We start from the raw sequence: 26899 nt of genomic DNA on the forward strand, positions 1-26899 counted from the left end.
ATGCAGTAAAAAGGCCAAGCCCCCTGCTTGAGAAGGCGACCGATTGCCGCAAGGCACAGCCATCGCTGGCTGTGCCCTTATCCTTGCAGTTCGCGGTTACCGAATCGTGTTTACTCCAGCGCCGACGCCGGGCCGAAGAATTCGTAGCGGCTCTGCTGCTCCGGCACCCCCAGGCCCTTGAGGTGGCGCTTGATGGTAGCCATGAAGGCTTTCGGGCCAAGGAAGTAGGCGTCCACATCACGCTCTTGCGGCAACCATGCGCCCAGTTGATCGGCGCTGAGCAGGCCCACGGCGTCCGCCGGCTGGCTGACGCCATCGTCTTCGGCATAGCAGTAGAAGCGCTTGACCTGCGGGTGGCGCGCCGCCAGTTCATCGACCCAGCCGCGGAAAGCGTGCACCGCGCCGTTGCGCGCGCAGTGAATGAAGTGCACCAGGCGCCCGCTGTCCAGCGCCGCCTCGAGCATCGGCAAGGTCGGGGTGATGCCGACGCCGCCACTGATCAGCACCAGCGGTTTTTCACTGGCGCTCAAAGTGAACTCGCCCGATGGCGGGAACAGGTTGATGGTGGCGCCCACGGCCAACTGCTCGTGCAGGTAGTTGGAGACCTTGCCGCCGGCTTCGCGCTTGACACTGATGCGGTACTGGCCGGCAGTGCTCAGGGCCGACAGCGAGTAGTTGCGGCGCTGCTCCTGGCCGTCGATGAACAGTTGCAGGCCGATGTACTGGCCAGGCTCAGCCTGCAAAATCGCACCGCCATCGACCGGGGCGAAATAGAAGGAGACGATCTCGCTGCTCTCCTCGACCCGCTCGACCAGCTTGAACTCGCGCGCACCACGCCAGCCACCCGGGGCCGCGGCTTTTTGCGCATAGATATCGCCTTCAGCGCCGATGAGGATATCGGCCAGTTGCTGATAGGCCGCGCCCCAGGCTGCGATCACTTCGGGGGTGGCAATCTCCTTGCCGAGCACTTCTTCGATGGCGCGCAGCAGGCAGCTACCGACGATCGGGTAATGTTCCGGAAGAATCTGCAAGGCCACATGCTTGTTGATGATCTGGCCGACCAGGCCGCCCAGTTGTTCGAGCTGGTCGATGTGCCGTGCGTACATCAGCACGCCGTTGGCCAGGGCCCGGGGCTGGTCGCCGCTGGCCTGGTGCGCCTGGTTGAACAGCGGACGCACCTCGGGGTACTCGCTGAGCATCAGCTTGTAGAAATGGGTGGTCAGCGCTTCTCCGCCGCTTTCCAGCAGGGGTACGGTGGCTTTGACGATTGCACGATCCTGGGCATTAAGCATGGATGACTCCTGAGCCTGTGGCTTCTTGATGAATGCCTTGGTTATTACAGCTTTCGTGCCAACTATTAAATCTATATAAATCAACAACTTACAAAATAAAGAGTCATAAAGACAACGACTGCGATATAGTCATATTGACCCACAGGAGTCTTTATGACCGCAAAATCCCTGCTCACCGCCTTGCTGCCGCTGGTCAGCGACCTGTCCCGCGAACTGCCCGAGCGCGAACGCTACCGGCGCCTGCTCGAAGCCATGCGCAGCCTGCTGCCCTGCGACGCTGCCGCGCTGTTGCGCCTGGACGGCGAATGGCTGGTACCACTGGCCGTGGACGGCTTGAGCACCGATACCCTCGGGCGGCGCTTCAAGGTCGATGAGCATCCGCGCTTTGCGGCCATCCTCAGCCACAGCGAGCCGACCCGCTTTGCCAGCGACAGCAAACTGCCCGACCCCTACGACGGCTTGGTCGAGGGCCTGCATCAGCACCTGGAGGTGCACGACTGCATGGGCTGCCCGCTGTTTGTCGATGAACGGCCCTGGGGCCTGATCACCCTCGATGCGCTGAACCCGGAACAGTTCCAGCAGGTCGAACTCGATGCCCTGCAGGCCTTTGCCAGCCTGGCGGCGGCCACGGTCAATGTCGCCGAACGCATCGAACACCTGGCCCTGCGCGCCGAAGACGAACACCAGCGCGCCGAGGTTTACCGCCAGGCCAGCGGCCAGCAGCACAAGGAACTGATCGGCCAGAGCAAGGCGCTCAAACGCCTGCTGGAAGAAATCCGCCTGGTCGGCAGTAGCGACCTGACGGTGTTGATCACCGGCGAAACCGGTGTGGGCAAAGAGTTGGTGGCCCAGGCTATCCATCAAGCCTCAAGCCGCGCCCAGCAGCCGATGATCAGCCTCAACTGCGCGGCGCTGCCCGACACCCTGGTCGAGAGCGAGCTGTTCGGCCATGTCCGTGGCGCCTTTACCGGCGCGGTGGGCGAGCGGCGCGGCAAGTTTGAACTGGCCAATGGCGGCACGTTGTTTCTCGATGAAGTCGGCGAATTGTCGCTGAGCGTGCAGGCCAAGCTCTTGCGCGTGCTGCAGAGCGGCCAGCTACAGCGCCTGGGCTCGGACCAGGAGCACCGCGTCGATGTGCGCCTGATCGCCGCCAGCAACCGCGACCTGGCCGAAGAAGTGCGCGCCGGACGCTACCGCGCCGACTTTTACCACCGCCTGAGCGTATACCCGCTGCTGGTGCCACCGCTGCGCGAACGCGGGCGCGATGTGCTGCTGCTCAGTGGCTATTTTCTCGAGCAGAACCGCTCGCGCATGGGCCTGGGCAGCCTGCGCCTGAGCCCCGAAGCCCAAGCCGCGCTGATTGCCTACAACTGGCCGGGCAACGTGCGCGAGCTGGAACACCTGATCGGCCGTTCGGCGCTCAAGGCCCTGGGGCAGCATGGCCTGCGACCGAAAATCCTCACCCTGGATGCCGCCGACCTGGACCTGCGCCCGGTTGAGTCGGCCCCTGCCCCCATCGACACCACTGCATTGGCCGAGGCACCGCTGCCCGGCGGCGATCTGCGCCAGGCCCTGGATGACTACCAGCGCCAGCTGATCCAGGCGTGCCTGGAGCGCCACCAGCACAACTGGGCCAGCACTGCCCGCGAACTTGGCCTGGATCGGGCCAATCTCAGTCGCCTGGCACGGCGCTTGGGTCTACGCTGATTTCACCGAGTGATTAAAGCCACGGGCCGCCGGGTCGATAACCTGGCATCTCCCCCTATTACTCTGCCCTGAAGGTGCCTATGGCGTCGCAAAATGCCCGCGCGGATTCGCTGTCGCTGCTGCTGTTTACCCTGCGCAGCGGCAAGCTGATGGCGATCAACCTGCTCAAGGTCAGTGAAATCATCCCCTGCCCGCCGCTGACCAAGCTGCCGGAGTCGCACCCCCACGTCAAAGGCGTGGCCACCTTGCGGGGCAACTCGCTGTCGGTCATCGACCTGTCCCGGGCCATCGGCGAACGGCCGCTGGAAGACCCGGACGGCGGCTGCCTGATCGTCACCGACATCAGCCGCTCCAAGCAGGGGTTGCATGTGCAGGCGGTGAGCAAGATCGTCCATTGCCTGAGCACCGACATCAAGCCGCCACCCTATGGGTCGGGGAGCAAGTCGTTCATCACCGGCGTGACCCGGGTCGACAACACCCTGGTGCAAGTGCTGGATATCGAGAAGGTCATCCACGGCATCGCCCCGCCGACGCACGAGGTGGTGACCTCCGAGCTCAGCGCTGAAGACGCCGCAGTGCTGGCCGCCACCAATATCCTGGTGGTCGATGACAGCCAGGTGGCCCTGCAGCAGTCGGTGCATACCCTGCGCAACCTCGGTATCGAATGCCACACCGCGCGCAGCGCCAAGGACGCGATCAACACCTTGCTCGAACTGCAAGGCACCGAGCGCGAGATCAACGTGGTGGTGTCGGACATCGAGATGTCGGAGATGGACGGCTACGCCTTCACCCGCACCCTGCGCGAAACCCCGGATTTCCAGCACCTCTACGTGCTGTTGCACACCTCGCTGGACAGCGCCATGAACAGCGATAAAGCCAAGGATGCCGGGGCCAACGCGGTACTGACCAAGTTCTCCTCGCCAGACCTGACCGACTGCCTGATCGTCGCCGCCCGCACCGTGGCCTTCGAAGAACGCTGATACATAGCCGCGAAGCGTTGCGCTTGAATGTGCCTGAGGCTCAGGCACAATTGTGCGCACGTTTTTGCGAGTATCCCGCCGATGAAAGCCCTCCTCTTCACCCTGCTCGGCTGCGCTGTGTTCAGCGCTGGCGCCCAGGCATCCAGCAGCCAGGCCTGGAGCGATCATCAACAGCAGGTGCTGAAAAGCTGCATCGGCGCCAGCCAGCTCAAACAGGTCAAGGCCCTGGGCAAGGCCGCCGAGTTCGACGACCGTGTGGGCTACAGCGCCCTGCTGCTCGAAGGCCGCTACCCGCAAAAGCACATGAACAACCGCAAGGGCACCGAACTGTGCCTGTTCGATAAAAAGCGCAAGGCTGCCTTCGTCACCGAATGGACGCCTGGCCAACCGTGAACAGCGCGCCCATTACCGATATCCGTTTCGACTGCACCGGCTGTGGCAAGTGCTGCACCGGCCATCATGTCCCCCTGACCCTGAGCGAGGCCCGACAGTGGGCGGGTACCGGCGGCCAGGTCATCGTCCTGGCCGAAGCCTTCCTGGCCAATGGCCTGGGCCTGCCGGCAGAACAGCGCGAGCACGCCACGCGCCGCTCCTGGCCGGTGCCCTGCGGCAGCAGCGAGGCCTGGGTCACCATCACCTTTGCCGCCTTCAACCCCGGCCGCTGCCGCAACCTCGACGACGACAACCGCTGCGGCATCTACGAGATCCGCCCGCTGGTGTGCCGTATCTACCCGATGGAAATCAATCCGCACATCCCGCTGCGCCCCGAGGCCAAGGACTGCCCGAGCGAAGCCTGGCAAAGCGGCCCGGCGCTGATTCACGGCAATCAGTTGGTGGATAAGCGCCTGGCTGAACTGATCGAGCGTTCGCGCCAGGCCGATCGCGACGATATCCGCGCCAAGCTCGCCATCTGCCAGGCGCTGGGCATTGATGTCAGCGCGCTCAAGGGCAATGGTTTTACCGCTTACCTGCCCGACACCGCGGCGCTGGCCCAGGCCCTTGAGCAACCGCCGCTCGATCAGCCCGTGGCAGCATGGACGCTGCATGTGATCGATCCGGCCTTGAGTGCCGAGCTTGAGGCGTGCGGTGCGAAGACTCGCAGCGAACCCGGCACCTACTACAGCTTCATCGGGTTCTGAACCGCCCTACTGACAACGCCGCCAGAATTCATCCGCCAGCCGGCGCAGGTCCTGCGCCAGCCCGGCCACGTCGGTGGCGCTCAGGTGGCTCTGCTGGCCGACCTGCACCGTGGCTTCACTGGCCTGGCGGATGCTGATGATGTTGCGGTTGATGTTCTCGCTGACCTGGCTCTGCTGCTCTACCGCCGCGGCGATCTGCAGGCTCATTTCGCTGATCTGGTTGACCCGCAGGCTGATGCCGTCCAGGGCACTGGCGGCGCGCTGGGCCTGCTCGACACTGTGCCCGGCATGTTCGCTGCTCTGCTGCATGACCTGCACCGCTTCACGCGCGCCATTTTGCAAGGCGCTGATCATCCGCTGGATTTCGTGGGTCGACTGCGCGGTGCGCTGGGCCAGGCCGCGTACCTCGTCGGCGACCACGGCAAAACCGCGGCCCTGATCACCGGCCCGGGCCGCTTCGATGGCGGCATTGAGGGCCAACAGGTTGGTCTGCTCGGCGATGCCGCGAATCACCTCCAGCACCCCGGTGATCTCGCTGCTGTGGCTTTCCAGATTGTGGATAACTTCAGTGGCCGAGCTCAGCGAATTGGCCAGGTTCTGGATGGCGCTGCGGTTGAGGTCGACCAGTTGATGCCCGGCCTGGGTTTCGCCCTCGGCCTGGTCGGCGGCCTGGGAGGCTTGCTGGGCACTGCTGGCGACCTGGGCGACGCTGGCGGCCATCTGGTTGATCGCAGTGGCCACCTGATCGGCTTCGCTCTGTTGTTCCAGGCTGTTGCTGTGACTGCTTTGCAGCGATTGAGCCAGGCTACCGGTATGCCCGGCCAGGCGCCGCGAGGTGTCGCCGATACGGCCGACCACCGCGCCCAACTGGCCCTTGAGCATGCGCAGAGCAAAGTCGATCTGGCCAATGCCGTCGCGTCGACCGGTGTACAGCTGCTGGCTCAAGGGGTTGTCGGCGATGGCCTGGGCCTGGACGCGCAAGCGCTCGAGCGGGCGCAAGGCGATGAAGATCATCAAGGCCGCCAGGCCACTGGCCAGGATCAGCTCCAGCACACCTTGCCATGGCAGGGCCGGCAACAGCAGCCGGCTGAAAGCGAACACCGCCGCCAGCGCCAGGGTCACCCCGCCCCACAGTTGCCAGGCCAAACCAACCACCGGCAAACGCTGCCACCAGCGCAGCGGACCGCTGCACATCCTCGCGTAGCAGCGCTCGGCGGCCTCGACCTGCTCGGCACTGGGCTTGGTCCGCACCGACTGATACTCCACGGCCTGGCCATTGCTGGAGATGGGCGTGACGAACGCGCTGACCCAATAGTGATCACCGTTCTTGCAACGGTTCTTCACCAGCCCCATCCACGACTGGCCACTTTTCAGTGTCTGCCACATTTGTGCGAAGGCCTGGGGCGGCATGTCCGGGTGGCGGACGATATGGTGGGCGCTGCCTATCAGCTCTTCGCGGGTAAAACCACTGACCTTGATGAAGTCGTCATTGGCGTAAGTGATCTGGCTGGTCAGGTCAGTGGTGGAAAGGATATTGGCGTCACCGGGATAATCCACATTGCGACCGGTCACAGGCAAATTGCTCTTCATCGGAGGCACTCGTTATTGTCGGGAGAATCGGCAGGGCGTACGACTTTAGTGGCAATTTTTTGCCCAACCTTGATCCAGCGCAGGATATTGGCACTTGGCCACTACCGGTCGCGGGGTAGCCCGCGATTGAAGCCAACGCAAATTCAATGACTATTACCTTTGACGCAACAGTGCTTATCCCAAAAGTAACTGTTTCTTTCAGCCATTTCCGACTAATTTACTCAGACCTACTTCACACTTGCCAAGCAAGAAGGTTGTTGCAAATGTCCAACAGTATGGGTGTTGCCAGCGTATTCGTCCTGTCCTCCCTGTTGCTGTCGCCACTGGCCATGGCTGAAGAATCCCAGGCTTTTGTTGCCCGTAACGCCGAGCGTGCCACGGTTCTTCAGGAGGTCATCGCCAAGCACCAGTCCGAGCAGGCCCAGGGCCTGGAACAGACCGCTGCAAAGGCTGATGCGGATGACGCGTCCGAGAGCTGATCGGGCCCCGTTTCACCCCTTCGACTCCCTCGATGGCTGCACAGGTGACTTGAATGCCTGTGCGGTTGTCTTTCAAAGCCGCTGCCGATCAGCGGCTTTTTTTTCGTGTGTCGAAAAGTGCCAGCGCGCTGGCTCGTTTGTTCATGACAAGAACGTCTTTCGTACAATAAAAACTGCCGTACATTCACCCCAAGGAGTCCACACCGGTGAACACTGCTTTACGCTTCACCCCGCTGTTCGTTGCATTGGCTGCAACGATGCCCTTCACTGCCCAGGCCGACGAGGAAAAGGCCGAAGGTTTTATTGAAGGGTCGAGTCTCAACGTGCACGCACGCAACTACTACCTGAACCGCAACCAGCTGCTGCCGGGTGTGCGTGACAACCGCGAATGGGGTCAGGGTTTTCTCGGCAAGTTCGAATCGGGCTACACCCCGGGCACGGTCGGTTTCGGCCTCGATGCCCACGCCATGCTCGGGCTGAAACTCGACGGCGGAGGCGGCACCTCCGGTTCCAGCATCCTGCCGATCAACACCAAGGGTGATGGCGAACCGGGCAAGGCCCATGATTCGTTCTCCACCGCCGGTGCTGCGCTCAAGCTCAAGGCGTTTGACACCGTGCTCAAGGCCGGCGACCTGTTCCTCACCAACCCCGTGATCGCCGGTGGCGAGTCGCGCATGCTGCCGCAGACCTTCCGCGGCGTCAGCATCACCAACAACAGCTTTGACGGGGTGATGCTCGAAGCCGGTCAAGCCAGTTTCACCAAGCCCTACAACCAGAGCGGCCACCGGCGTATCGACACCTTCTACGGCAAGCTGCAGGACGAGCGCGACAGCCGTCACCTGAACTGGGCCGGCGTGGCCTGGAGCGGCGTGCCGAACCTGACCTCGAGCCTGTATGCCGCCGAGCTCAAGGACATCTGGAACCAGTACTACTTCGATGTCGACTACACCTGGCAGCTCAACGAGCTGGTCAGCCTCAACCCGGGCCTGCACTTCTATCACACCCAGGATACCGGCCAGGCGCTGCTCGGGCACATCGACAACAACACCTACAGCCTGCACTTCACCGTCAACGTCGGCTACAACAGCCTTACCGCGGTGTACCAGCGGGTCAACGGCAACACCCCGTTCGACTACATCAACCAGGGTGACAGCATCTTCCTGGACAACTCGCAGATCTACTCGGACTTCAACGGCCCCAACGAGCGTTCGTGGAAGCTCAAGTACGCCTATGACTTCGCCGGGGCCGGCATCCCGGGGCTGACCTCGATTGTGTCCTACTCGCGCGGTGAGCTGGACATGAGCAAGGTCGACCCCAACAGCGTCGGCTACGGCCACTGGTACAACGCCGATGGCGAGAACGCCCAGCACTGGGAACGTGACGTCGACCTGCAGTACGTGTTCCAGGAAGGCCAGCTCAAGGATCTCTCGGTGCTGCTGCGCTGGGCCTCGCACCGTGGCACCCAGGGCTACTCGCATATCGACAGCGATGTCGACGAGTACCGGGTGATCGTTGACTACCCGCTGAACATTTTCTGATCGCCCCAACCCGGTAGTGGGAGCGGTGAATGACAAGTTGCTAATCCGAGGTGCCTAGAGGTTTTGCTTGAAGCCACGGGCGGCTACGAGTGCGCGAAAGTGGCGGTGGTTGCGTGCATGCGGGTATTGATCGTGCGATTGAATGCCATGCTCAAAAGCGGAACACCCTGGCGAGAACAGCCGGCTTGAAGGCGGTTGAGTCCCTGTGGGAGCCAGCCTTGCTGGCGATGCCCGGCATAGCCGGCAAGACCGGCTCCCACAGTTAACCAGATGACCGACAGTTGCTCCCACCGCAAACAGTTGCATCTACTCGTCAGAAGACACGATTAAATCCTTGTCCGACAATCCCTGCCCCCCTAGAATACGGCCGCCGCGCAGTAACACCGCACTTTCTAGACGGTCTTCGGCATTAGTGACCATGACGTTGCCCACCCGATCCCAGCGATCCGCCCTGTACAAGTCTCATCCGGAGCTGATCCTCAATCTGGGCAGTTGCCTTGCAGTGCTCGCCATCGTCGCCATCGTCACCTTCCTGTTGATGCGCGAACGCAGCAGCGCCGAACAGGCCGCCGCGCGCTCGGCCAGCAATATCGTGCAACTGATCGAAAGCGACATCGTGCGCAATGTCGAACTCTATGACCTCTCCCTGCAAAGCCTGATCTGGGCCATACAGCGCCCGGAACTGCTCGCGGTGCCCACCGAGCTGCGCCAACAGATTCTGTTCAACCAAGCCGTTACCGCACCGGTGCGCGGCGATATCCTCTGGCTCGACGCCAAGGGTGATGTGGTCGCCGACTCCACCAGCGCCATCCCGCGCCAGGCCAATTTCGCCAACAGCAAGGACTTCCAGCAACACCGCGACAACCCCAACCTGGGGTTGCTGATTGGCCAGCCGTTCAAAGCGCGGCTGGGCGACCTGGACTGGTGCATCAGCTTCAGCCGGCGTATCTCCGGGCCCCACGGGGAATTTCTCGGGGTCGCTGCCGGGGCCTTGCGCCTGTCGTACTTCAGCACGCTGTTCCAGCGCCTGGACATCGGCAGCGACAGCAGTATCAACCTGATGAACACCGACGGCGTGCTGTTGGTGCGTCACCCGGCTACGCCCGACGAGCCGCGCATCGGCCAGAACTACAGCGACCGGCCGAACTTTCAGCGCATGCGCGCGGATGTCAGCGGCACCTTTGCCGGGGTCTCCACGCGCACCGGCAAACAACGCCTGTTCACCTTCGCCCGGGTCGGCGACCTGCCGCTGATCGTTATCGTTGCGCACTCCGCCGACGAGGTGTTCCAGTCGTGGCGGCGCACAGCGGTGCTGGTCAGCGTGGCCACCGGCGTGCTGTGCATCGGTATTCTCTGGCTGACCTTGCTGCTGGGCCGCGAACTGCGTCGCCGGCACAGCGCCGAACAAGGCCTGGCCGCCCTCGCCGCCACCGACAGCCTGACGGGCCTGGCCAACCGCCGGCGCCTGGACCAGGTGCTGCGCCAGGAATGGGCGCGCAGCCTGCGCAATGCCCGGCCGCTGGCGGTGTTGATGATCGACGTCGATCACTTCAAGGCCTTCAACGAGCGCCACGGGCACCCGGGTGGGGATGCCGCCTTGCGCCAGGTGGCCAGCGCCATCGCCAGCAGCATCCGCCGCCCGGCCGACCTGGCCGCACGCTACGGTGGGGAGGAGTTTCTGGTGGTGTTGCCGGAGACCGAACTGCCCGGTGCCCGGCTCCTAGCTGAGCGCATTCGTGCCGCTGTCGAGGCGCTGCCGCCATTTGCCGATGACACCGCACCGGTCACCGTCAGCATTGGCATCGGTTGCCACACGCCAGGCGCCCAGCAAGAGCTTGCGACCTTGCTGGGCGATGCCGATGAGGCGCTTTACCGTGCCAAGGGCAACGGTCGCAACCGGGTCGAAGTAGCCGCTTAAGACTTGGCGCGCGCCTGGTTGCGCAGGGCCTTGACCTGGTCATGGTTGCGCTGCACGCCATGGTACTGACGTTCAACCAGGGCATAGACCTCGCTGCTTGGCAGGGTGTTGAGGCGGGCCAGTGTTTCCAGGGCGTCCTTGTAGGCTTTGAGAGCATGGTCCTCGCCGCGCTCGACTTCGTTGAGCACCGCTTCTTCATCCTTGCCGGTGAGCATCGACTTCAGGTTGACCCAGCCACGGTGCAGGTCACCGCTGACGCTGGTCGAGGTTTCCGGATCGCCACCGAGGATACGCACTTGCTGCTGCAGTTCCACAGCGGCGCTACCGCACTCACCAGAACGCTGGATGAAATAGCTTTTCAGCTCCGGATTCTTCACATCCTCGGCAGAGGTTTTGAAACCCTTTTCGCCATCCTTGCTGAATTCGATCAGTTCGTTGAGAACCGAGACGACTTCTTTGTTGGGAGTAGTCATGACATTGCTCCTTTGCATGAGGGAAGATGCAATAGATCGGAGCAGGGTTCGTGCCAGCCTGAGAGCTTAGAAAATATCTTTAATTTTCAATAGCTTGAAATTAAATGAACTTATGACTTTCACGCGTTCTGCATGAACTGTCCTTTGGCCTTCATGCAGATTGCATGTATGTTGGCGCCCATCCATCCCAAGAATACCCTTGCCATGAACCCGGAAGCCCTCGTCCTGCTGGTCACCCGTGAAATGCCCTACGGCAAATACCAGGGCCGGCTGATTGCCGACCTGCCGGGACACTACCTCAACTGGTTCGCCCGCCAGGGCTTTCCCAAGGGCGAGCTGGGCGGCCTGCTGGCCCTGATGCATGAGGTCGATCATAACGGCCTGAGCGACCTGCTGGTGCCCCTGCGCAAGAAGCACCCGCGCCCGCGCAACTGATCAGGCCTTGGCCGGCTGCACCGCCAGCTCCACCCCTTCGCCGCGCTTGAGCACTGCATACACCAGCGCCGTCAGCAGGCTACCGGCGACGATCGCCAGCACATACAGCAAGGCATGGTTGATCGCATTGGGGATCAGCATGACGAACAGGCCGCCATGGGGCGCCATCAGCTTGCAGCCGAAATACATCGACAAGGCGCCGGTCAGCGCGCCGCCGACGACACTGGCGGGGATCACCCGCAGCGGGTCCTTGGCGGCAAATGGAATCGCCCCCTCGGAGATAAAGCACAAGCCCAGCACCAGCGCCGCCTTGCCGGCTTCGCGCTCGCTCTGGGCGAACTTGCGCCGGGCAATGAAGCTGGCGATGCCCAGCCCAATCGGCGGCACCATACCGGCGGCCATGGTCGCGGCCATCGGCGCGTAACTCTGCGAGGCCAGCAGGCCGACAGAAAACGCATAGGCCGCCTTGTTGATCGGCCCGCCCAAATCGACGCACATCATCCCGCCGAGCAACACCCCGAGCAGAATCGCGTTGGTGGTGCCCATGCTGTCGAGAAAATGGGTCAGGCCTTCGAGCATGCCAGCCACTGGTTTGCCGACCACGTAAATCATCACCAGGCCAGTGAACAGGCTGGCCAGCAGCGGGATGATCAGGATCGGCTTGAGTGCTTCAAGGCTGCTGGGCAAGCGTGCCCAGCGGCTGATGGCCTTGGCGCTGTAACCGGCCAAGAATCCGGCGACGATACCGCCGATAAAACCCGCCCCCAGGGTGCTGGCCAACAGGCCGCCAATCATCCCCGGCGCCAGCCCCGGACGGTCGGCAATCGAATAGGCAATATAACCGGCCAGCAACGGCACCATCAGTTTGAAGGCCGCCTCGCCGCCGATCTGCATCAATGCGGCCGGCAAGGTGCCGGGCTCCTTGTAGGCCTCGATACCGAAGACGAACGACAGCGCGATCAGCAAGCCACCGGCCACCACCATCGGCAGCATGAACGACACACCGGTGAGCAAGTGCTTGTACACCCCGGTTTTCTCGCTGCGGGCCGGGGCGGCGCTGGCACCTTGCGCGGCAGATTCTTCCCGGCCTTCAGCGAGGGCTTTTTTCAGCGTGGCCTGGGCCTGCTTGAGAGCCACGCCGGTGCCGCAGCGATAAATGCGCTTGCCGGCAAAGCGCGCGGTGGGCACCTCGATGTCGGCAGCCAGCAGCACCACATCGGCTTCGGCAATGGCCGTTGCCGACAACGGATTGCGCGCCCCCACCGAACCCTGGGTTTCGACGCTGAGCTGGTAGCCCAGCTGCTGCGCCGCCTGCTGCAACGCTTCGGCGGCCATGAAGGTATGGGCGACGCCAGTCGGGCACGCGGTGACCGCGACGACTTTGGCGCTGCGCTCGACAGGGGCTGCCACCTGCTCGGCTTCGGGCTGATAGACCACAGCCTTGTCGGCCGCTTCACGCAAAAAGTTTTCCACATCCGCCAGCGCTTGCGCCGGGGTGCTCTGGTACAGCCGCTTGCCGGCAAAACGGCGAAGGTCCAGTGGGCCGGTGTTGATCACCAGCACCCAGTCGGCGGCGGCAATCGCGGCGTCAGACAGCTGGCGCTCGGCTTGCTGCGGGTCGTGCACTTCGACGCTGGTGCTCCAGCCCTGGCGCAGCGCTGCCGCTTCCAGCAGGCGCGCACTGAGCACACTGGAGACCTGGCCATTGGGGCAGGCGGTGACGATGGCAATGTTCATCTGCAACCCTCTTGTTGTTCTGTCAGCTGCACCTGGCTTTCCAGCTGCGCCAGTTGTGCCCGGTCGTTAATACCGAAGCCGATCTGGGTCACCGCCTGGGCGGCAATCGCCGTAGCCCGGCGCAGGGTTTGCGCAGGGCTATCGGCGCTCAGCAGGCCATGGACCATGCCCGCCAGCAGCGAGTCACCGGCACCGACGGTGCTGGCCACCGTGACCTTGGGCGGCACGGCGCCGAGGGCACTGCCCTGGCGGAACCAGTTGACCCCCTGCTCGCCCTGGGACACCACCACATGCTCGACGCCCTGGCCGATCAGGCGGGTCGCCGCTTGTTGCTGCTGGGCAAAGTCATGCACAGCACTGCCGAGCACTTCGCCCAGCTCGTCGGTGTTCGGCTTGACCAGCCACGGTGCGCAGGCAAGCCCGGCACGCAAGGCTTCGCCGCTGCTGTCCAGGGCCACTTTCAGGCCCATGGCCTTGAGCCGGGCCAGAAGCATCTGCAGCCACTGCGGGCTGATGCCACGCGGCAGGCTGCCGGCGACCACCACCGCAGCGTGGCCGGGGGCGATCTGCTCAAGGCGGGTCAGCAGTTCCAGGCGCGCTTGCTCATCGACCTGCGGGCCGGGGCCGTTGATATCGGTGACCTGGCCGCTGGCTTCGACCAGTTTGATGTTGCAACGGGTCTCGCCTGCCACCCGCACGAAGCAATCGGCAAAGCCACGGCGGGCGATCAGCGCCTCGAACGGCGCCAGGTTGTCGCGGCCGAGAAAGCCGCCCACGGTCACGCTATGGCCGAGGTCGGCCAGCACCTGGGCGACGTTCAGGCCCTTGCCAGCGGCGTGGCTGTGCTGCGCCTGGCTGCGGTTGACCTGACCTGCATGCAGGCTGTCGAGGCTGACGGTAAGGTCCAGCGCCGGGTTCAGGGTCAGGGTCAGTATCTTGGCCATCAACGGGTCTCCACCAGTGCCCGCACTGCGCCGGCACTGCCCTGCAGCAACGCTTGGCGCGCGAGCTGCTGGGCATGTTCAAAATTCAGTTCACGTACTTCGGCTTTGACCTCGGCAATGCTGCGCGCCGCAACGCTCAGCTCATCGACGCCAAGGCCGAGCAACAGCGCCACCGCCTGCGGGTCGGCGGCCAGCTCGCCGCACACCCCGACCCACTTGCCATGGGCATGGGCGGCGCGCACGGTGATGTCGATCAGTTGCAGCACCGCCGGGTGCAGGCCGTCCGCTTGCGCCGAGAGGCTCGGGTGGCCGCGGTCGATGGCCAGGGTGTACTGGGTCAGGTCGTTGGTGCCGATGCTGAAGAAGTCCACTTCCTGGGCCAGTACCGGCGCCAGCAAGGCGGCCGACGGCACCTCGATCATGATCCCCAGTTGCAGGTCGCTGACAGCGATTTCCTCGCGCAGGCGCTCGACCATGGCCCGGGCCTGGCGCCACTCTTCGAGCTGGCCGACCATCGGGAACATGATCCGCAGCGGCCGGTCGCCGGCGGCGCGCAGCAAGGCGCGCAGCTGGCTTTCCATCACGTGCGGGCGTTGCAGGGTCAGGCGAATGCCGCGCACGCCGAGGAAAGGGTTTTCTTCCTTGGCGATCGGCCAGTAGGGCAACGGCTTGTCGCCACCGACATCGAGGGTGCGCACCACCAGCGGCCGACCGTCGAGGCCATCGAGCACGCGGCGGTACTCGGCCTCTTGCACGGCTTCGTCGGGGGCTTGCTGGTGGGCCATGAAAATCAGTTCGGTGCGCAGCAGGCCGACGCCTTCGGCGCCTTGATCAACCACCGCTTCGATCCCGGCGCTTTCACCGATATTGGCGAACACCTCAATGGCATGGCCGTCGCGGGTGATCGCCGGCTCCAGACGCCGGGCCTTGGCTGCGTGCAGGCGTTGCTCGCGGCGGTCGCGTTCGGCCAGGGCACGTTCGAGCTCTTCAGCCGCGGGTGCCACCGCCAGGCGGCCGCGTTGGCCATCGAGCAGCAGCGGTGTGCCCGGGGCAATCAGCAGCACGGCATCGCCAGCGCCAACGACGGCAGGGATACCCAGGGCGCGGGCGACGATCGCGCTGTGGGCGGTGGCGCCGCCACGGGCGGTAAGAATCCCTGCCACCCGTTGCGGGTCGAGTCGCGCCACATCCGACGGGCCGACCTCCTCCATCACCAGCACATAAGGCTGCTCCGGCGCCGGCACGTCGGCTTCGCCACACAGCTGGGCCAATACCCGCCGACCGATATCGCGCAGGTCGGCGGCGCGCTCGGCGAGCAGCGCATCATGCAAGGCTTCCTGTTGGCGCGCGGCGGCATCGATCACCGCCATCCACGCCGCCGCCGCGCTTTCGCCCTGGCGCAGGCGCTGGTCGACTTCGTCAGTGAGGTCCGGGTCGGCGAGCATCTCCTGATGGGTGATGAAAATCTCGCGGATGGCCTTGGCCGGGCTGCGCTGGGTCAGCGCTTCGATTTCGTGGTTAACATTGGCCAGTGCGTGTTGCAGGCGTTGCCGTTCAATCGGCAGCGACTCACCGCGCAACGGGTAGTCGAACTCACGCTGCACCTGGATATGCGCCGGGCCGCAGGCAATGCCCGGTGCCGCAGCAACGCCCTGGATCAGCGCGCCCGCTGCGGGCGCGACAAGTTCAGGCTCAGCCATCACGTCGATGACCGCCTCGACGACCGGCGCCAGCGCCTCGACCTCTTCGCCCAGGCCCGCTTCAATCGCGGCCAGCAGCGCAGGCAAGGCATCGTTGGCAATGGCTGGTTCAGCGATGATTTCCAGAATCTGCCCACGCCGTGCGCCGAGGCTGAGCAGCTTGCTCAGGCTCTTGGCCGACACCGCCGGCTGGCCGCTGTCGATCAGGCGCAGGCGAATTTCGCCGTCAAAGTGTTTCGCCAGTTGCGCCAGTTCCTTGGCCGGGCGCGCATGCAGGCCGTGGGCGTTGGCCAGGCCGATACGCGCGCTCGGCCAGTCGGCGGGCAACTCGCCGCCCAGCACTTCGAGCACCGTGCGGCTGTTGGTGGCGCGGCACAGCTCCTGGCCGCGGCCTTCGATCAACAGCGTACACAGGCGCTCAAGCAAGGCCTGATGCGCAGCACCGAGGCTGGCCAGGCAGAACAGGCCATGCACCGGTTGGCCGTTGTGGCGCAGCGCTTGTTGCGGGGTAACGAAAGCCAGGCCCGGCTGGCGCACCGCCTGCTCGCTGTGCAGCCACCACAAGCCCTCGCCCAGCGGCAGCGGATCGACCTGCTGCAACACCCCGGCAAAGCCTGAGCCGACACATTCTGCGCGGGTCAGCAAGCGCGCGGCGCGCCACACCAGCTCATCAAAATCTTCGGCGGGCACGCCCAGGCCGATCATCTGCGCATCCAGGGCCAGCTCTTGCGGCGCGCCTTGCAGCAACTTGAGCAAGGCTTCGGCGGAGCTGGCGCGGCGCAGGGCTTCGGCAAGGTCGGTCTCGCCCAGGGCGCGGGTCAGCAGTTGCAGCAGGCGCAGGTGTTCATCGGAGCGCGCGGCGATGCCGATGGCCAGGTAGACGATCTGGCCATCGCCCCAGTCCACCCCTTCGGGGAACTGCAGCAGGCGCACGCCGGTGGCATGCACCAGCTCGCGGGTTTCGGGGGTGCCATGGGGGATGGCAATACCTTGGCCGAGGAAGGTCGAGCCTTGCGCTTCACGGGCCTGCAGCCCGGCCAGATAGCCGTCGGCGACCAGGCCATCACTGACCAGGCGCTCGGCCAACAGGTGCAGTGCCGCCGACTTATCCACAGCCGACTGGCCCATGGATATCTGCTCCACGGTGAGCTCGAGCATGACCTTCTCCTTTGCAGCACCAGGTGGGTGCTGAGGTATTGTTGTGAATTGTTCAGCTGAGGGCCAGTTGCAATGACCCCGTCCAGGCGCTTGGATCGGCAGAAAATCGCCTGCTGAAACGTTTAATCTAAATTTACGAGCACGTTACTCGATAATGTGCGATCAATGAAGCCCTGCTTGTCGTATTGCTGGAGCTGCACCGCTCCCACAGGTACTGCGCCAACTCTGTGGGAGCTGGCCTTGCCGGCGATCGAGCGCGAAGCGGTCGCAACCCAGGCACCGCCTACTTTGTTGGCTGCACTGGCCTCATCGCTGGCAAGCCAGCTCCCACAGGCACTGCGCCAACGCTGTGGGAGCTGGCCTTGCCGGTGATCGAGCGCGAAGCGGTCGTAACCCAAGCACCGCCTACTTTGTTGGTTGCACTGGCCTCATCGCTGGCAGGCCAGCTCCCACAGGTACTGCGCCAACGCTGTGGGAGCTGGCCTTGCCGGCGATCGAGCGCGAAGCGGTCGCAACCCAAGCGCCACCTACGTTGTTGGCTGCACTGGCCTCATCGCTGGCAAGCCAGCTCCCACAGGTACTGCGCCAACGCTGTGGGAGCTGGCCTTGCCAGCGATCGAGCGCGAAGCGGTCGCAACCCAGGCACCACCTACTTTGTTGGCTGCACTGGCCTCATCGCTGGCAAGCCAGCTCCCACAGGTACTGCGCCAACTCTGTGGGAGCTGGCCTTGCCGGCGATCGAGCGCGAAGCGGTCGTAACCCAAGCGCCACCTACTTTGTTGGCTGCACTGGCCTCATCGCTGGCAAGCCAGCTCCCACAGGTACTGCGCTAACTCTGTGGGAGCTGGCCTTGCCGGCGATCGAGCGCGAAGCGGTCGCAACCCAGGCACCGCCTGATATGCTGGCTACCTGCCAATGACAGTTGCTCACACCGATGTGAACAACATTGCCCATATTGTCGGACAATTGCGACAATGGTCGTCTGCGCCACCCGCGTAGGATCGGCGACAATACCCGGTCAGGCTCTGCAGCCAGTCTCGGTAATAACAAGGAAAATGCGGTGAAACTCAGCGATATCGCGCGTCTGGCCGGTGTGTCCGTGACCACCGCCAGTTACGTCATCAATGGCAAGGCCGAACAGCAACGCATCAGCAACAGCACTGTCGAGCGGGTGCGGGCGGTGGTCGAAGCCCATGGCTTCACCCCCAACCCCCAGGCCGCAGGTTTGCGCAGCCGGCACACGCGCACCCTGGGGTTCATCCTCCCCGACCTGGAAAACCCCAGCTACGCGCGCATCGCCAAGCAACTGGAACAACGCGCCCGGGCCCAGGGCTACCAACTGCTGATCGCCAGCAGCGACGACCAGCCCGAGAGCGAGCGCCAGCTCCAGCAACTGTTCCGCGCCCGCCGTTGCGACGCCCTGTTCGTCGCCAGCTGCCTGCCGCCGGAAGACGACAGCTACCGCGAACTGCAAGCCAAGGGCCTGCCGATCATCGCCATCGACCGCAGCCTGGACCCGGCGCACTTCTGCTCGATCGTCAGCGACGACCGCAACGCCAGCCAGCAACTGACCCGCAGCCTGCTCGCCACCCAGCCCGCGCACATCGCCCTGATCGGTGCCCGCCCGGAGCTCAGCGTCAGCCAGGCCCGCGCCGGCGGCTTCGACCAGGCCCTGGAAGGCTTCAGCGGCAAGATCAGCCGCCTGCAAGGCGAAGCCTTCAGCCGCGAGTGCGGCCAGCGCCTGATGAACCAACTGATCGAAGAACTCGGCCGCCTGCCCGACGCCCTGGTGACCACCTCCTACGTGCTGCTGCAAGGCGTGTTCGATGTACTGCAAGCACGCCCGGCCGACTCGCGCAGCCTGCAGTTGGGCACCTTCGGCGACAACCAGTTGCTGGACTTCTTGCCGCTGCCGGTCAACGCCATGGCCCAGCAACACGGCCTGATCGCCGAAACCGCGCTCAAGCTGGCCCTCGCCGCTGTTGAACAAAAACAGTACGAACCCGGCGTGCACGCCATCGGTCGAACCTTCAAACAGCGAATCTTCACGGCCTGAACATGCGCCTGATCGACACCCACACCCATCTGGACTTTCCAGATTTCGACCCCGACCGCCCGGCCCTGCTGGCCAATGCCCGGGCCGGCGGGGTCGAGCGCATGGTGGTGCTGGGGGTGTATCAAAGCAACTGGCAGCGGGTCTGGGACCTGGTGCGCAGCGACCCGCAGCTGTACGCGGCGTTCGGCCTGCACCCGGTCTACCTCGACCAGCACCGCCCCGAACACCTGACCGCACTGGGCGACTGGCTGACCCGCCTGCAGGGTGAGCGCCAGCTGTGCGCCGTCGGCGAATTCGGCCTGGATTACTACCTGCCCGAACTCGACCGCGAGCGCCAACAGGCGCTGTTCGAAGCCCAGCTGCAACTGGCCGTCGACTACAACCTGCCCGCCCTGCTGCACGTGCGCCGCAGCCATGCCGTGGTGATCGCCACGCTCAAGCGCTACAAGCTCAAGCGCGGCGGCATCATCCATGCCTTTGCCGGCAGCGTTGAAGAGGCGCGCGAGTATCACAAGCTCGGCTTCAAGCTCGGCCTCGGTGGCGCCGCGACCTGGCCGCAGGCGCTGCGCTTGCACAAGGTGCTGCCGCAGCTGCCGCTGGACAGCGTGGTGCTGGAGACCGACGCGCCAGACATGGCGCCGGTGATGTTCCCGGGCGTGCGCAACAGCCCGGAGCATCTGCCGCAGATTGCCCAGGCGCTGGCCGCGATCATGGGGATCGAGGTTGAGCGGTTGGCTGAGGCGAGTACGGGCAATGCTTGTGAGTTGTTTGGCTGGGAATAACTCTGCCGCACGCCTCACCCTTACTTGCTGAAATACCGACTCGGCGCCGCCCCCAAGGCTTTGCGAAAAACACTGGTGAACGCACTCGGGCTGCTATAGCCCAGGTCCATCGCCACCCGGGTAACCGACTCGCCATTGCCCAGGCGCACCACCGCCGCCAACAGGCACGCCTGCTGGCGCCATTCGACAAAGCTGATACCGGTCTGCTGGCGAAACAGCCTAGTGAACGTGCGCCGGCTCCTGCCCACCTGCCGGGCCATGTCATCGATGCTCACTTCAAGCGACGGTTGTTGCAACAGCCGCTGGCACGCCTGGGCCAGGCGCGGATCATCCGGCAGCGGCGCATTCAGCGACAACGGCGCCATGCTGGCGATTTCGTGCAGCAGCAACGCCATCAAATGACCGTCGCGCTGTTCTTGCGCATACAGCGCCGGCACCTGCGCCGCCTGGATCATCAACTGACGCAAAAATGCCGAAACATCGAATACCTGACACAACTCCGGCAGCCCCAAACGTGCCGTCGCCGCGTTGCTGATGTAGGTGTTGAGCATGGTCACCGGCCCGCTCATGACCATCTCATGGGGCACCTGCGCCGGCACCCAGATGGCCCGTTGCGGCGGCACCACCCAGTTGCCCTGGCGGGTGAACACGGTGATCACCCCACAGGCCGCATAGGCGAACTGCCCGCGCTGATGGGTGTGCAGGGCGAAGTGATGACCATCGGCATAGTCAACGGCGGTCACCACCGCGTCGCGGGGAATGTGTTCAGACGGGTCAATTTCAATCATGGCCCGAATCTAACGACCTACGACCCAATAGCGCAAGCGGGCCAGCACCTGCATTGCGCATAGTTGTGCCCTGCCCGCCTGTGGATAACAACACCATGCAACGAAAACACCTGCTGCTCGCCGTGTTGGTGACAGCCGTCTGGGGCCTGAACTTCCCCATCAGCAAACTGGCCCTGGCCGAGATCGACCCGCTGTTGCTCACCGCCCTGCGCTTTAGCCTCGCCGCCCTGCCCTGGGTGTTCTTCATCAAACGCCCGCCCGTGGCCCTGGGCTGGCTGGTCGCCTACGGCTTGATCTTCGGCGTGGCGATGTGGGCGCTGATCAACTTAGGCATCAGCCTGGGCGTGCCACCCGGCACCGCTGCCCTGCTGATCCAGTTCAGTGCCTTCTTCACCTTGGGATGGGGCGTGCTGCTGTTTCGCGAAGGCATCAGCCTTGGCCAGTGCGTTGGCGTGGTACTCGCGGCCCTGGGTTTGATCTGCATTATCGCCAGCAGCCCCGGCCAGGCGACGACCGCGGGCTACAGCGTATTGCTCGTCAGTGCCTTCAGCTGGAGCGTTGGCAACGTCATCATCAAACGCTCGAAAGTGCGTGAGATGTTTGCCTTTGTGGTGTGGGCCAGCCTGTTCCCGCCGATCCCCTTGCTGCTGCTCACCTGGCTCAGCCATGGCAGCGCACCGTTCACCGCCCTGGCCAGCCACGTTGAAGGCGTGGCGCTGTTATCGCTGTTGTTCCAGGTCTACGCGGCGACGCACTTCTGTTACTGGGGCTGGAACCTGTTGCTGCGCGAGTACCCGGTTTCAACCGTTGCGCCACTGTCGTTGCTGATCCCGATATTCGGCATCGCCGGCTCCATCGTCATGCTCGGCTACCACATCAACCGCAACGAAGGCATCGCCATTGCCCTCATTCTGGCGGCCCTTGCAGCGGGGCTGGTCAAGACCCGCCCGCTGTTGCGCCGAACGGTCTAGAACCAACCGCGATCATCTTCCAGCTCCTGGCGACAGGCCTTGAGCTGGGCACCGTAGAGCCGCGACTGCGCCTCCACCTTGCGCGCCACCTGCATCAGCCACGGCTTGCTGCGATACGTCCCACGACTAAAACCGCCGCGCCCTTCGTGATAGGCCAGGTACTGGTTGTAGGTATCCCACTTGGAAATTCCCAACTGGCGCTGGGTGCCGGCGGTGTACCAGCCAATGAACATGACCGCGTCATCGAAGTTATCCCGCGAGCCGCCATTGCCGGTACCGGATTTGTACTCACCCCAGACCGGGTCCTGGGCCTGTGCATAACCATAGGCCGAACTCACCCGCCCCCACGGGATGACCCACAACAAGTAATCGCGGGGCGGCAGCGCATCGGAGACGAAACTGCTTTCCTGCTTCATGATCGCCATCGCCACATGTTGCGGCGTGCCGAACTGCTGCTGCATCTTCAGCGAATCTTCGTACCAGTCCGGGTACTCGCGGTAGATATTGCACAGATTGTTCTGATCCCTCGGCGGCGCCGTGGCGCAGCCCGCCAAGACCACAACCGAAAGCACCAGCGCCCACCCTCGCCCTTGTTTCATCCATCGCCCCAGCAAAAAAGAGGGCTTTAGTTGCCCTTCGTATATAACGCAGCGCCTGGCCGGGCCAGGTTGCGGTGACCTCCTATGATGGCGTGGGTGATGGCAGGGTCACCAGTATGGTGTTGTGGATTTGTAACGAATAGTCGCGAGAACGGTACTTTAGCGGCGGAAATCTTCAGAATTTCCTGATTCCATGTAGTCCATTTCCCAATCATACTTTTGCCGCTTTCAAAGCATTGCAGTGGTCCCGGTGGGGCTCTAGTCTCGGCCGGTCGTTGGCAATTCAACGACCGGTTTTGACAGGCCGACTACACCGTGGACATGTGCAAGCCTTTATGGCGATTGTACGTGGGGCACCTTCGTGTGCGCCGAGTTCTCCGGTGTTCGGTCTGTCAACCCGCGTACAGTTGCCACCCATTTGTTTGACAGCAGATTCGTGGCGGCTCCATTCACCGGGGAGACACCATGTTAAAAATCGTCCCAGATCCACCGCATCATCCCAACCAATCCCTTGAAGACCTTCTCGTCCAGACTTCCGAATACTTGGTCTGCGCGCTGACCATTGCCCAGCAGACGGTGCTACTGCATCCCATGCCGCCTGAGCAAGTACTGACCTTGGCGACCATGCATGAAATTGAACACGCCCGAAGCTTGGTTGAAGTGGCTTTGAGCAAGGTTCAGTTGAAGCACTGAGTTTTTCAGGCGAGCGCCAGCGTTGCTTAGGCAAGGCTGGCTGCCTGCTTTGGGAGGTATGGATGAGCGAAGATCGTGCTTCAGTGCTGAAAACGATAGGTGTTGGTGGAGGATCTGGTGCAGGGGATGGTTGGATTTAACACTGAGCGTGGCACAGCTGGATTGCCCTAAGAAATGCCAAGCTTAAAGGAAGCTCAATTTTTGGTCGAAAGCCACTGATTTCTTACGGCTGCTTTCGACTGTGGATTCAACCCATTGCAGCCATTCGCAAATGCTCTGCACGCACTCCCAATCCGCAAAACGGATGACTGCCGCCCGTCATGCGCGGACCTGGTCGAATAACTGTTGCAGAAATACATCGCCTGCCACAGAGTCAGAAAGCAAGTAATGTCCAGACCAATTATCCCTGCAGCCGCAAGGTTGAACTCAGCATACTGGAAGCTTGGGTGAATTTGTTCACTCACGCCTATGACGGGTGACCCCATCCGTTTGAATCCTCGGCGTTTGATCAACTCTTCAGCAATCAATAGCCAACAAGCGGCTGACGACTCGTTAAAATCAAGCGCCAGATGACCATTAGCTGTCCACGGGCCGCTTGGGGCCGAAAGCAGTCGATTGAAAGTCATTGGCTAACCGGCTGCGATGTGCACATCACCGCAAACCCGTTGGCACAACACGCTCTCTAGTGCCAAGCAGTGGTCCCTTTGTTCATCCATAATTTAACGGCATGTTGAAGTCTTCACCTCAAGGACGTCCCATGACCATCCATACCTCCCCTCCCAAGCAAAAACACTTGGCAGTGTTAATCGACGCTGACAATGCCCCTGCGGCAATTGTCGAAGGTTTATTCGAAGAAATCGCCAAGTACGGCGTCGCCAACGTCAAGCGGATTTATGGCGATTGGACTGGCCCGCAGTTGGGTGGATGGAAAAAGGTGCTACTCGACCATTCGATTCAACCTATCCAACAGTTCGCGTACACCAAAGGTAAGAACGCAACAGACAGCACCTTGATCATCGACGCAATGGACCTGCTGTACACCCGACGCTTCGACGGTTTCTGCCTGGTTTCGAGCGACAGTGACTTCACCCGTCTCGCTTCTCGGCTACGAGAAGAAGGTTTGACCGTCTATGGGTTTGGTGAAGAAAAAACCCCCAGGCCGTTCGTGTCGGCCTGCGACAAGTTCATCTATACCGAATTGCTGCGTAGTGAAGTGCTTGTTGCGGCGAGCAATGGGCATGATCGCCCCGAACCTGAGCCACCCGCCGCAATCGAGGCCGTCAAAGTCGCCAGCATGCCCAAGGTAAAAAAGCTACCCAAGGCACCCGTAAGTTTCATTGCAAAGATCTTGGATGACATTGCCGACGAGGATGGCTGGGCTCACTTGGGAGCGCTGGGCACCAACATCAGCAAATTGAAACCTGAATTCGACCCTCGCACCCATGGTTATAAAAAGCTCAGTGAGTTGATCAAGGGGTATCCGGATACGTTTGAACTGCAAACCAGAGGCACGTCGGGCGTGGGTGGTTCGATACTCTATGCCCGGCACCGACAGCCGAACACGTAGCTGTGGTGGTCTAATGATTCCGGACACCCATTTAGGCGGCGAACACATGTACTGCCATCAATTTGTTCAACGATGCTGCGTTTCACGCACAAACTCGATCAGCGCCTTTAGCGCTGGCGGTACGTGACGCCGGCTGGAGTAATAGATGAAAAACCTGCTTGGCAAGGCTTTCCAGTCTTCGAGAACTTCCTCCAGTTGCCCCCGAGCCATGTATTCCCTTGCCATCTCCTCATACACGTACGCGATCCCGGCGCCGTCCTTTGCCGCTTGAATCATCATGGTGTCATCTTCCAGTATCAACGGCCCTGCCACGGCCAGGCGCATGGGCTGCCCCTCAGCAAGATATTCCCACTTGTACAGTTTGCCGCTGGGAAAGCGTCGGCCAATGCAGGCGTGCTCAAGTAGCCTTTGCGGTGTGTCCGGTGTCCCGTGTCTGCTGAGGTAACTGGGGGCAGCAACGGTGACAAATCCCTGGGGTGGGCCCACCGGGACGGCGATCATGTCACCAGCCAGGCTCTCGCCGAAGCGCACTCCGGCATCGAACCCTTTTTCGACGATGTCGCTCAACCCATCATCGGCCACCAGCTCCACGTTGATACGTGGGTAGGCTGCTGTGAATGGCGCCAGCAGTGGCGCAACGACGAGACGGGCAGCGGGCCGCGATACGTTCAATCGCAGCGTGCCGGTGGGAATTTCCTGTTTGAAGGTCAGTTCATGCAGCGCTTTGGCGACCTGTGCCAACGCCGGAACCAACGTGGCCAGAAGTTGATTACCTGCTTCGGTAGGCGTGACGCTGCGAGTGGTGCGATTGAGGAGTCTGACCCCCAGCTTGCCTTCCAAGGCACGCATGGCGTGGCTGAGGGCTGACGCAGATACCCCTCGCTCGTCGGCGGCTTTACGAAAGCTGTGATGGCGAGCCACTGCGGCGAAGGCGTCGAGTTCGGAAAGGTCGCAAGGGGATTTCATGAATGCAGCTCAGCAGTTCAAACACGATTAGCTATCTTATCGTCGGTAACCTCTCAATGAATACTCTGCGCCTCAATCGACGAGAGGTTTGCATGCAAAAGAATCGGCTAGGTACATCCGAGTTGTTGATTTCGCCAATTGGAATGGGCACTTGGGCCATTGCCGGGCAAGGGTGGGAGTTCAGCTGGGGGGCGCAAGATGATGGCGATAGCCTGGCAGCATTGGAGTACGCGGTAGAACGCGGCGTGAACTGGATCGACACAGCAGCCGTATATGGACTCGGCCATGCCGAGATATTGACTGGGCAATTGCTGCGTCAGGTGCCGGCTTCGCGTCGCCCGCTGGTATTCACCAAAGGTAGCCTGGTGTGGGATCCCGAAACCCGTGAGATCTCTCATTCGCTCGCCCCCCAGTCATTGATGAAAGAAATCGAGGATAGCCTGCGTCGCTTGCAGGTGAATGTCATCGATCTCTATCAGATTCACTGGCCAGCGTTCCCGGCCGATGGAAACAGCGAAGGCATCGAGGAGGCTTTGGCGACCTTGGCCCAAGCCAAGGCTCAGGGCAAGATAAGGGCGATTGGCGTGTCAAACTTCGATGTTTCTCAGCTTGAGCGAGCCCGCTCCGTAACCGATATCGCCTCCCTTCAACCGCCGTATTCAGCTTTGATGCGTGATATCGAGGAACAGATCCTGCCTTATTGTGCAACAGCGCAGGTCGGCGTGATTGCCTACTCGACGTTACAATCTGGTTTACTGACGGGAAGCATGACCCGCGAGCGGATTGCACAGCTGTCCGACGATGATTGGCGAAAATCGCGGAGCGCCGACTTCCAGGAACCTCGCCTCAGCAAGAACCTCGCTTTGGTAGAAGTCATGGCAAATATCGGTGCCAGGCATGGGGTCAAAGCGGCGGCCGTAGCCATTGCTTGGGTACTACGTAATCGGGCAGTCTCCGGCGCTATCGTAGGCGCACGCAGGCCCGACCAGGTGAATGGATTGATCGACGCCACGAGAATTCGTCTTAGCCACGCTGAAATAGAAGAAATACGCCCCTATTTACCTGAAGGTATGGGTACAAATGTACCCAGCAGTGTGTCCTGAGCATCTGATACCCACCAGTTGATACGTTGATGACATAGCTTCTATTGCGGGCCGTGCGGATGCCAGTGAGCGATAGGGATCGCGGCCGACAAAACAGGGGCCAACATCGACCGTCCGCTTCGGGTCGGGTCGATAGCAGCCGTTCGCGCCGGACTGCTTGCGACCCATTATAGATAGCCCGTTCCCCCTTCAACAATACTGGTAACGGTTGGCAGGTAGCTGTCAACGAGGGTGGAACATGCATGCCTTTCTTGCCACATCCCTGGTATCGGTGCCGGTACTTG

Annotated in this window: 23 protein-coding genes and 2 pseudogenes; 15 read left to right on the plus strand and 10 right to left on the minus strand. The window is 62.5% G+C overall.

Features of this window, described 5'->3' with window-relative positions; all coding sequences use genetic code 11:
- Positions 1-110: 110 nt before the first annotated feature.
- A complete protein-coding gene (gene hmpA, locus BV82_RS22630; RefSeq protein WP_036996862.1) occupies positions 111-1292 on the minus strand; it encodes an NO-inducible flavohemoprotein in 1182 nt (393 codons plus the stop codon).
- A gap of 153 nt (positions 1293-1445) precedes the next feature.
- Here hmpA and norR point away from each other — a divergent pair, with 153 nt between their 5' ends.
- The 4 genes from norR to BV82_RS22650 all read left to right on the plus strand — a co-directional run bounded on the left by norR (position 1446) and on the right by BV82_RS22650 (position 5118).
- Complete coding sequence (gene norR / locus BV82_RS22635; protein ID WP_010220653.1) at positions 1446-2999, plus strand: nitric oxide reductase transcriptional regulator NorR; 1554 nt, start codon at positions 1446-1448, stop codon at positions 2997-2999.
- Between the two features lie 80 nt (positions 3000-3079).
- Complete coding sequence (locus BV82_RS22640; protein WP_010220652.1) at positions 3080-3979, plus strand: chemotaxis protein; 900 nt, start codon at positions 3080-3082, stop codon at positions 3977-3979.
- An 81-nt stretch (positions 3980-4060) separates the two neighbouring features.
- A complete protein-coding gene (locus BV82_RS22645; RefSeq protein ID WP_010220650.1) occupies positions 4061-4372 on the plus strand; it encodes a hypothetical protein in 312 nt (103 codons plus the stop codon).
- 11 nt (positions 4373-4383) lie between these two features.
- Positions 4384-5118, plus strand: coding sequence for a YkgJ family cysteine cluster protein (locus BV82_RS22650; protein WP_026001170.1), 735 nt, complete (start codon positions 4384-4386; stop codon positions 5116-5118).
- Positions 5119-5124: 6 nt separating this feature from the next.
- Here the strand turns inward: BV82_RS22650 and BV82_RS22655 are convergent, their stop codons facing one another.
- Both BV82_RS22655 and BV82_RS26805 read right to left on the minus strand, forming a co-directional pair.
- Positions 5125-6171 (minus strand): methyl-accepting chemotaxis protein, encoded by a 1047-nt coding sequence (locus BV82_RS22655; protein ID WP_374045287.1) that lies wholly within the window; start codon positions 6169-6171, stop codon positions 5125-5127.
- Positions 6172-6426: 255 nt separating this feature from the next.
- Positions 6427-6708 (minus strand): annotated as a pseudogene (locus tag BV82_RS26805) (PAS domain-containing protein); the annotation flags it as partial.
- Between the two features lie 263 nt (positions 6709-6971).
- Between BV82_RS26805 and BV82_RS22660 the strand changes: the two are divergent.
- The 4 genes and pseudogenes from BV82_RS22660 (at position 6972) to BV82_RS22670 (ending at position 10643) form a co-directional block, all read left to right on the plus strand.
- Entirely contained in the window at positions 6972-7187 is a 216-nt protein-coding gene (locus BV82_RS22660; protein ID WP_010220647.1) for a hypothetical protein, read from the plus strand.
- 206 nt (positions 7188-7393) lie between these two features.
- Positions 7394-8725, plus strand: a complete 1332-nt coding sequence (locus BV82_RS22665; protein WP_036996865.1) for an OprD family porin — start codon at positions 7394-7396, stop codon at positions 8723-8725.
- Positions 8726-8812: 87 nt separating this feature from the next.
- A pseudogene (locus BV82_RS26475) lies at positions 8813-8914 on the plus strand (IS110 family transposase); the annotation flags it as partial.
- A gap of 235 nt (positions 8915-9149) precedes the next feature.
- Positions 9150-10643 carry a sensor domain-containing diguanylate cyclase gene (locus tag BV82_RS22670; RefSeq protein WP_010220645.1) on the plus strand — a complete coding sequence of 498 codons (1494 nt, stop codon included), beginning with the start codon at positions 9150-9152 and terminating at the stop codon, positions 10641-10643.
- On the opposite strand, the gene BV82_RS22675 is transcribed toward BV82_RS22670, so the two are convergent.
- Entirely contained in the window at positions 10640-11116 is a 477-nt protein-coding gene (locus tag BV82_RS22675) for a PA2169 family four-helix-bundle protein (RefSeq protein ID WP_010220644.1), read from the minus strand. The two genes, BV82_RS22670 and BV82_RS22675, sit on opposite strands and share 4 nt — an antisense overlap.
- Before the next feature lie 204 nt (positions 11117-11320).
- On the opposite strand from BV82_RS22675, the gene BV82_RS22680 reads away from it, so the two are divergent.
- Positions 11321-11551: a DUF3820 family protein gene (locus BV82_RS22680; protein WP_010220643.1), complete on the plus strand. Its 231-nt coding sequence runs from the start codon at positions 11321-11323 to the stop codon at positions 11549-11551.
- On the opposite strand, the gene BV82_RS22685 is transcribed toward BV82_RS22680, so the two are convergent.
- From BV82_RS22685 to ptsP, 3 genes are read right to left on the minus strand one after another with little or no spacing between them, the layout of a single operon-like run.
- Positions 11552-13288 (minus strand): PTS fructose-like transporter subunit IIB, encoded by a 1737-nt coding sequence (locus BV82_RS22685; protein ID WP_036996866.1) that lies wholly within the window; start codon positions 13286-13288, stop codon positions 11552-11554.
- Entirely contained in the window at positions 13285-14232 is a 948-nt protein-coding gene (gene pfkB / locus BV82_RS22690) for a 1-phosphofructokinase (protein ID WP_036996869.1), read from the minus strand. The genes BV82_RS22685 and pfkB overlap by 4 nt, the downstream gene beginning before the upstream one ends.
- Positions 14232-17090 (minus strand): phosphoenolpyruvate--protein phosphotransferase, encoded by a 2859-nt coding sequence (gene ptsP, locus BV82_RS22695; protein ID WP_036996871.1) that lies wholly within the window; start codon positions 17088-17090, stop codon positions 14232-14234. Before ptsP ends, pfkB begins: the two co-directional genes overlap by 1 nt.
- 1060 nt (positions 17091-18150) lie before the next feature.
- On the opposite strand from ptsP, the gene cra reads away from it, so the two are divergent.
- Positions 18151-19146, plus strand: a complete 996-nt coding sequence (cra, locus tag BV82_RS22700) for a catabolite repressor/activator (RefSeq protein ID WP_036996873.1) — start codon at positions 18151-18153, stop codon at positions 19144-19146.
- A gap of 2 nt (positions 19147-19148) precedes the next feature.
- On the plus strand, positions 19149-19928 hold the full coding sequence (locus tag BV82_RS22705) for a TatD family hydrolase (protein ID WP_036996874.1): 780 nt from the start codon (positions 19149-19151) through the stop codon (positions 19926-19928).
- A 20-nt stretch (positions 19929-19948) separates the two neighbouring features.
- Here the strand turns inward: BV82_RS22705 and BV82_RS22710 are convergent, their stop codons facing one another.
- Positions 19949-20716, minus strand: coding sequence for an AraC family transcriptional regulator (locus BV82_RS22710; protein WP_036996877.1), 768 nt, complete (start codon positions 20714-20716; stop codon positions 19949-19951).
- Between the two features lie 95 nt (positions 20717-20811).
- On the opposite strand from BV82_RS22710, the gene BV82_RS22715 reads away from it, so the two are divergent.
- Positions 20812-21687, plus strand: coding sequence for an EamA family transporter (locus BV82_RS22715; RefSeq protein ID WP_036996878.1), 876 nt, complete (start codon positions 20812-20814; stop codon positions 21685-21687).
- Here BV82_RS22715 and BV82_RS22720 read toward each other — a convergent pair.
- Entirely contained in the window at positions 21684-22286 is a 603-nt protein-coding gene (locus BV82_RS22720) for a transglycosylase SLT domain-containing protein (RefSeq protein WP_036996879.1), read from the minus strand. The two genes, BV82_RS22715 and BV82_RS22720, sit on opposite strands and share 4 nt — an antisense overlap.
- A 465-nt stretch (positions 22287-22751) precedes the next feature.
- On the opposite strand from BV82_RS22720, the gene BV82_RS22725 reads away from it, so the two are divergent.
- Positions 22752-22979, plus strand: a complete 228-nt coding sequence (locus tag BV82_RS22725; RefSeq protein ID WP_010220631.1) for a hypothetical protein — start codon at positions 22752-22754, stop codon at positions 22977-22979.
- Positions 22980-23736: 757 nt separating this feature from the next.
- Complete coding sequence (locus tag BV82_RS22730) at positions 23737-24546, plus strand: NYN domain-containing protein (protein ID WP_036996880.1); 810 nt, start codon at positions 23737-23739, stop codon at positions 24544-24546.
- Positions 24547-24612: 66 nt separating this feature from the next.
- Here BV82_RS22730 and BV82_RS22735 read toward each other — a convergent pair whose 3' ends face one another.
- Positions 24613-25512, minus strand: coding sequence for a LysR family transcriptional regulator (locus BV82_RS22735; RefSeq protein WP_036996881.1), 900 nt, complete (start codon positions 25510-25512; stop codon positions 24613-24615).
- 92 nt (positions 25513-25604) lie between these two features.
- Here BV82_RS22735 and BV82_RS22740 point away from each other — a divergent pair, with 92 nt between their 5' ends.
- Positions 25605-26615, plus strand: coding sequence for an aldo/keto reductase (locus BV82_RS22740; protein ID WP_036996896.1), 1011 nt, complete (start codon positions 25605-25607; stop codon positions 26613-26615).
- Positions 26616-26899: the final 284 nt, after the last annotated feature.

The sequence above is a fragment of the Pseudomonas donghuensis genome (assembly GCF_000696345.2).
In the GTDB taxonomy this organism is placed as follows: Bacteria; Pseudomonadota; Gammaproteobacteria; order Pseudomonadales; family Pseudomonadaceae; genus Aquipseudomonas; species Aquipseudomonas donghuensis.

What these genes read in the sequence shown, in the direction of transcription:
- BV82_RS22645 (WP_010220650.1), top strand. Translation starts at nt 4,061, where the DNA reads ATGAAAGCCCTCCTCTTCACCCTGCTCGGCTGCGCTGTGTTCAGCGCT.
- norR (WP_010220653.1), top strand. Translation starts at nt 1,446, where the DNA reads ATGACCGCAAAATCCCTGCTCACCGCCTTGCTGCCGCTGGTCAGCGAC.
- BV82_RS22710 (WP_036996877.1), bottom strand. Translation starts at nt 20,716, where the DNA reads ATGATTGAAATTGACCCGTCTGAACACATTCCCCGCGACGCGGTGGTG.
- BV82_RS22705 (WP_036996874.1), top strand. Translation starts at nt 19,149, where the DNA reads ATGCGCCTGATCGACACCCACACCCATCTGGACTTTCCAGATTTCGAC.
- BV82_RS22680 (WP_010220643.1), top strand. Translation starts at nt 11,321, where the DNA reads ATGAACCCGGAAGCCCTCGTCCTGCTGGTCACCCGTGAAATGCCCTAC.
- BV82_RS22725 (WP_010220631.1), top strand. Translation starts at nt 22,752, where the DNA reads ATGTTAAAAATCGTCCCAGATCCACCGCATCATCCCAACCAATCCCTT.
- BV82_RS22660 (WP_010220647.1), top strand. Translation starts at nt 6,972, where the DNA reads ATGTCCAACAGTATGGGTGTTGCCAGCGTATTCGTCCTGTCCTCCCTG.
- BV82_RS22675 (WP_010220644.1), bottom strand. Translation starts at nt 11,116, where the DNA reads ATGACTACTCCCAACAAAGAAGTCGTCTCGGTTCTCAACGAACTGATC.
- BV82_RS22740 (WP_036996896.1), top strand. Translation starts at nt 25,605, where the DNA reads ATGCAAAAGAATCGGCTAGGTACATCCGAGTTGTTGATTTCGCCAATT.
- hmpA (WP_036996862.1), bottom strand. Translation starts at nt 1,292, where the DNA reads ATGCTTAATGCCCAGGATCGTGCAATCGTCAAAGCCACCGTACCCCTG.
- BV82_RS22735 (WP_036996881.1), bottom strand. Translation starts at nt 25,512, where the DNA reads ATGAAATCCCCTTGCGACCTTTCCGAACTCGACGCCTTCGCCGCAGTG.
- BV82_RS22715 (WP_036996878.1), top strand. Translation starts at nt 20,812, where the DNA reads ATGCAACGAAAACACCTGCTGCTCGCCGTGTTGGTGACAGCCGTCTGG.
- ptsP (WP_036996871.1), bottom strand. Translation starts at nt 17,090, where the DNA reads ATGCTCGAGCTCACCGTGGAGCAGATATCCATGGGCCAGTCGGCTGTG.
- BV82_RS22685 (WP_036996866.1), bottom strand. Translation starts at nt 13,288, where the DNA reads ATGAACATTGCCATCGTCACCGCCTGCCCCAATGGCCAGGTCTCCAGT.
- pfkB (WP_036996869.1), bottom strand. Translation starts at nt 14,232, where the DNA reads ATGGCCAAGATACTGACCCTGACCCTGAACCCGGCGCTGGACCTTACC.
- BV82_RS22640 (WP_010220652.1), top strand. Translation starts at nt 3,080, where the DNA reads ATGGCGTCGCAAAATGCCCGCGCGGATTCGCTGTCGCTGCTGCTGTTT.
- BV82_RS22720 (WP_036996879.1), bottom strand. Translation starts at nt 22,286, where the DNA reads ATGAAACAAGGGCGAGGGTGGGCGCTGGTGCTTTCGGTTGTGGTCTTG.
- BV82_RS22730 (WP_036996880.1), top strand. Translation starts at nt 23,737, where the DNA reads ATGACCATCCATACCTCCCCTCCCAAGCAAAAACACTTGGCAGTGTTA.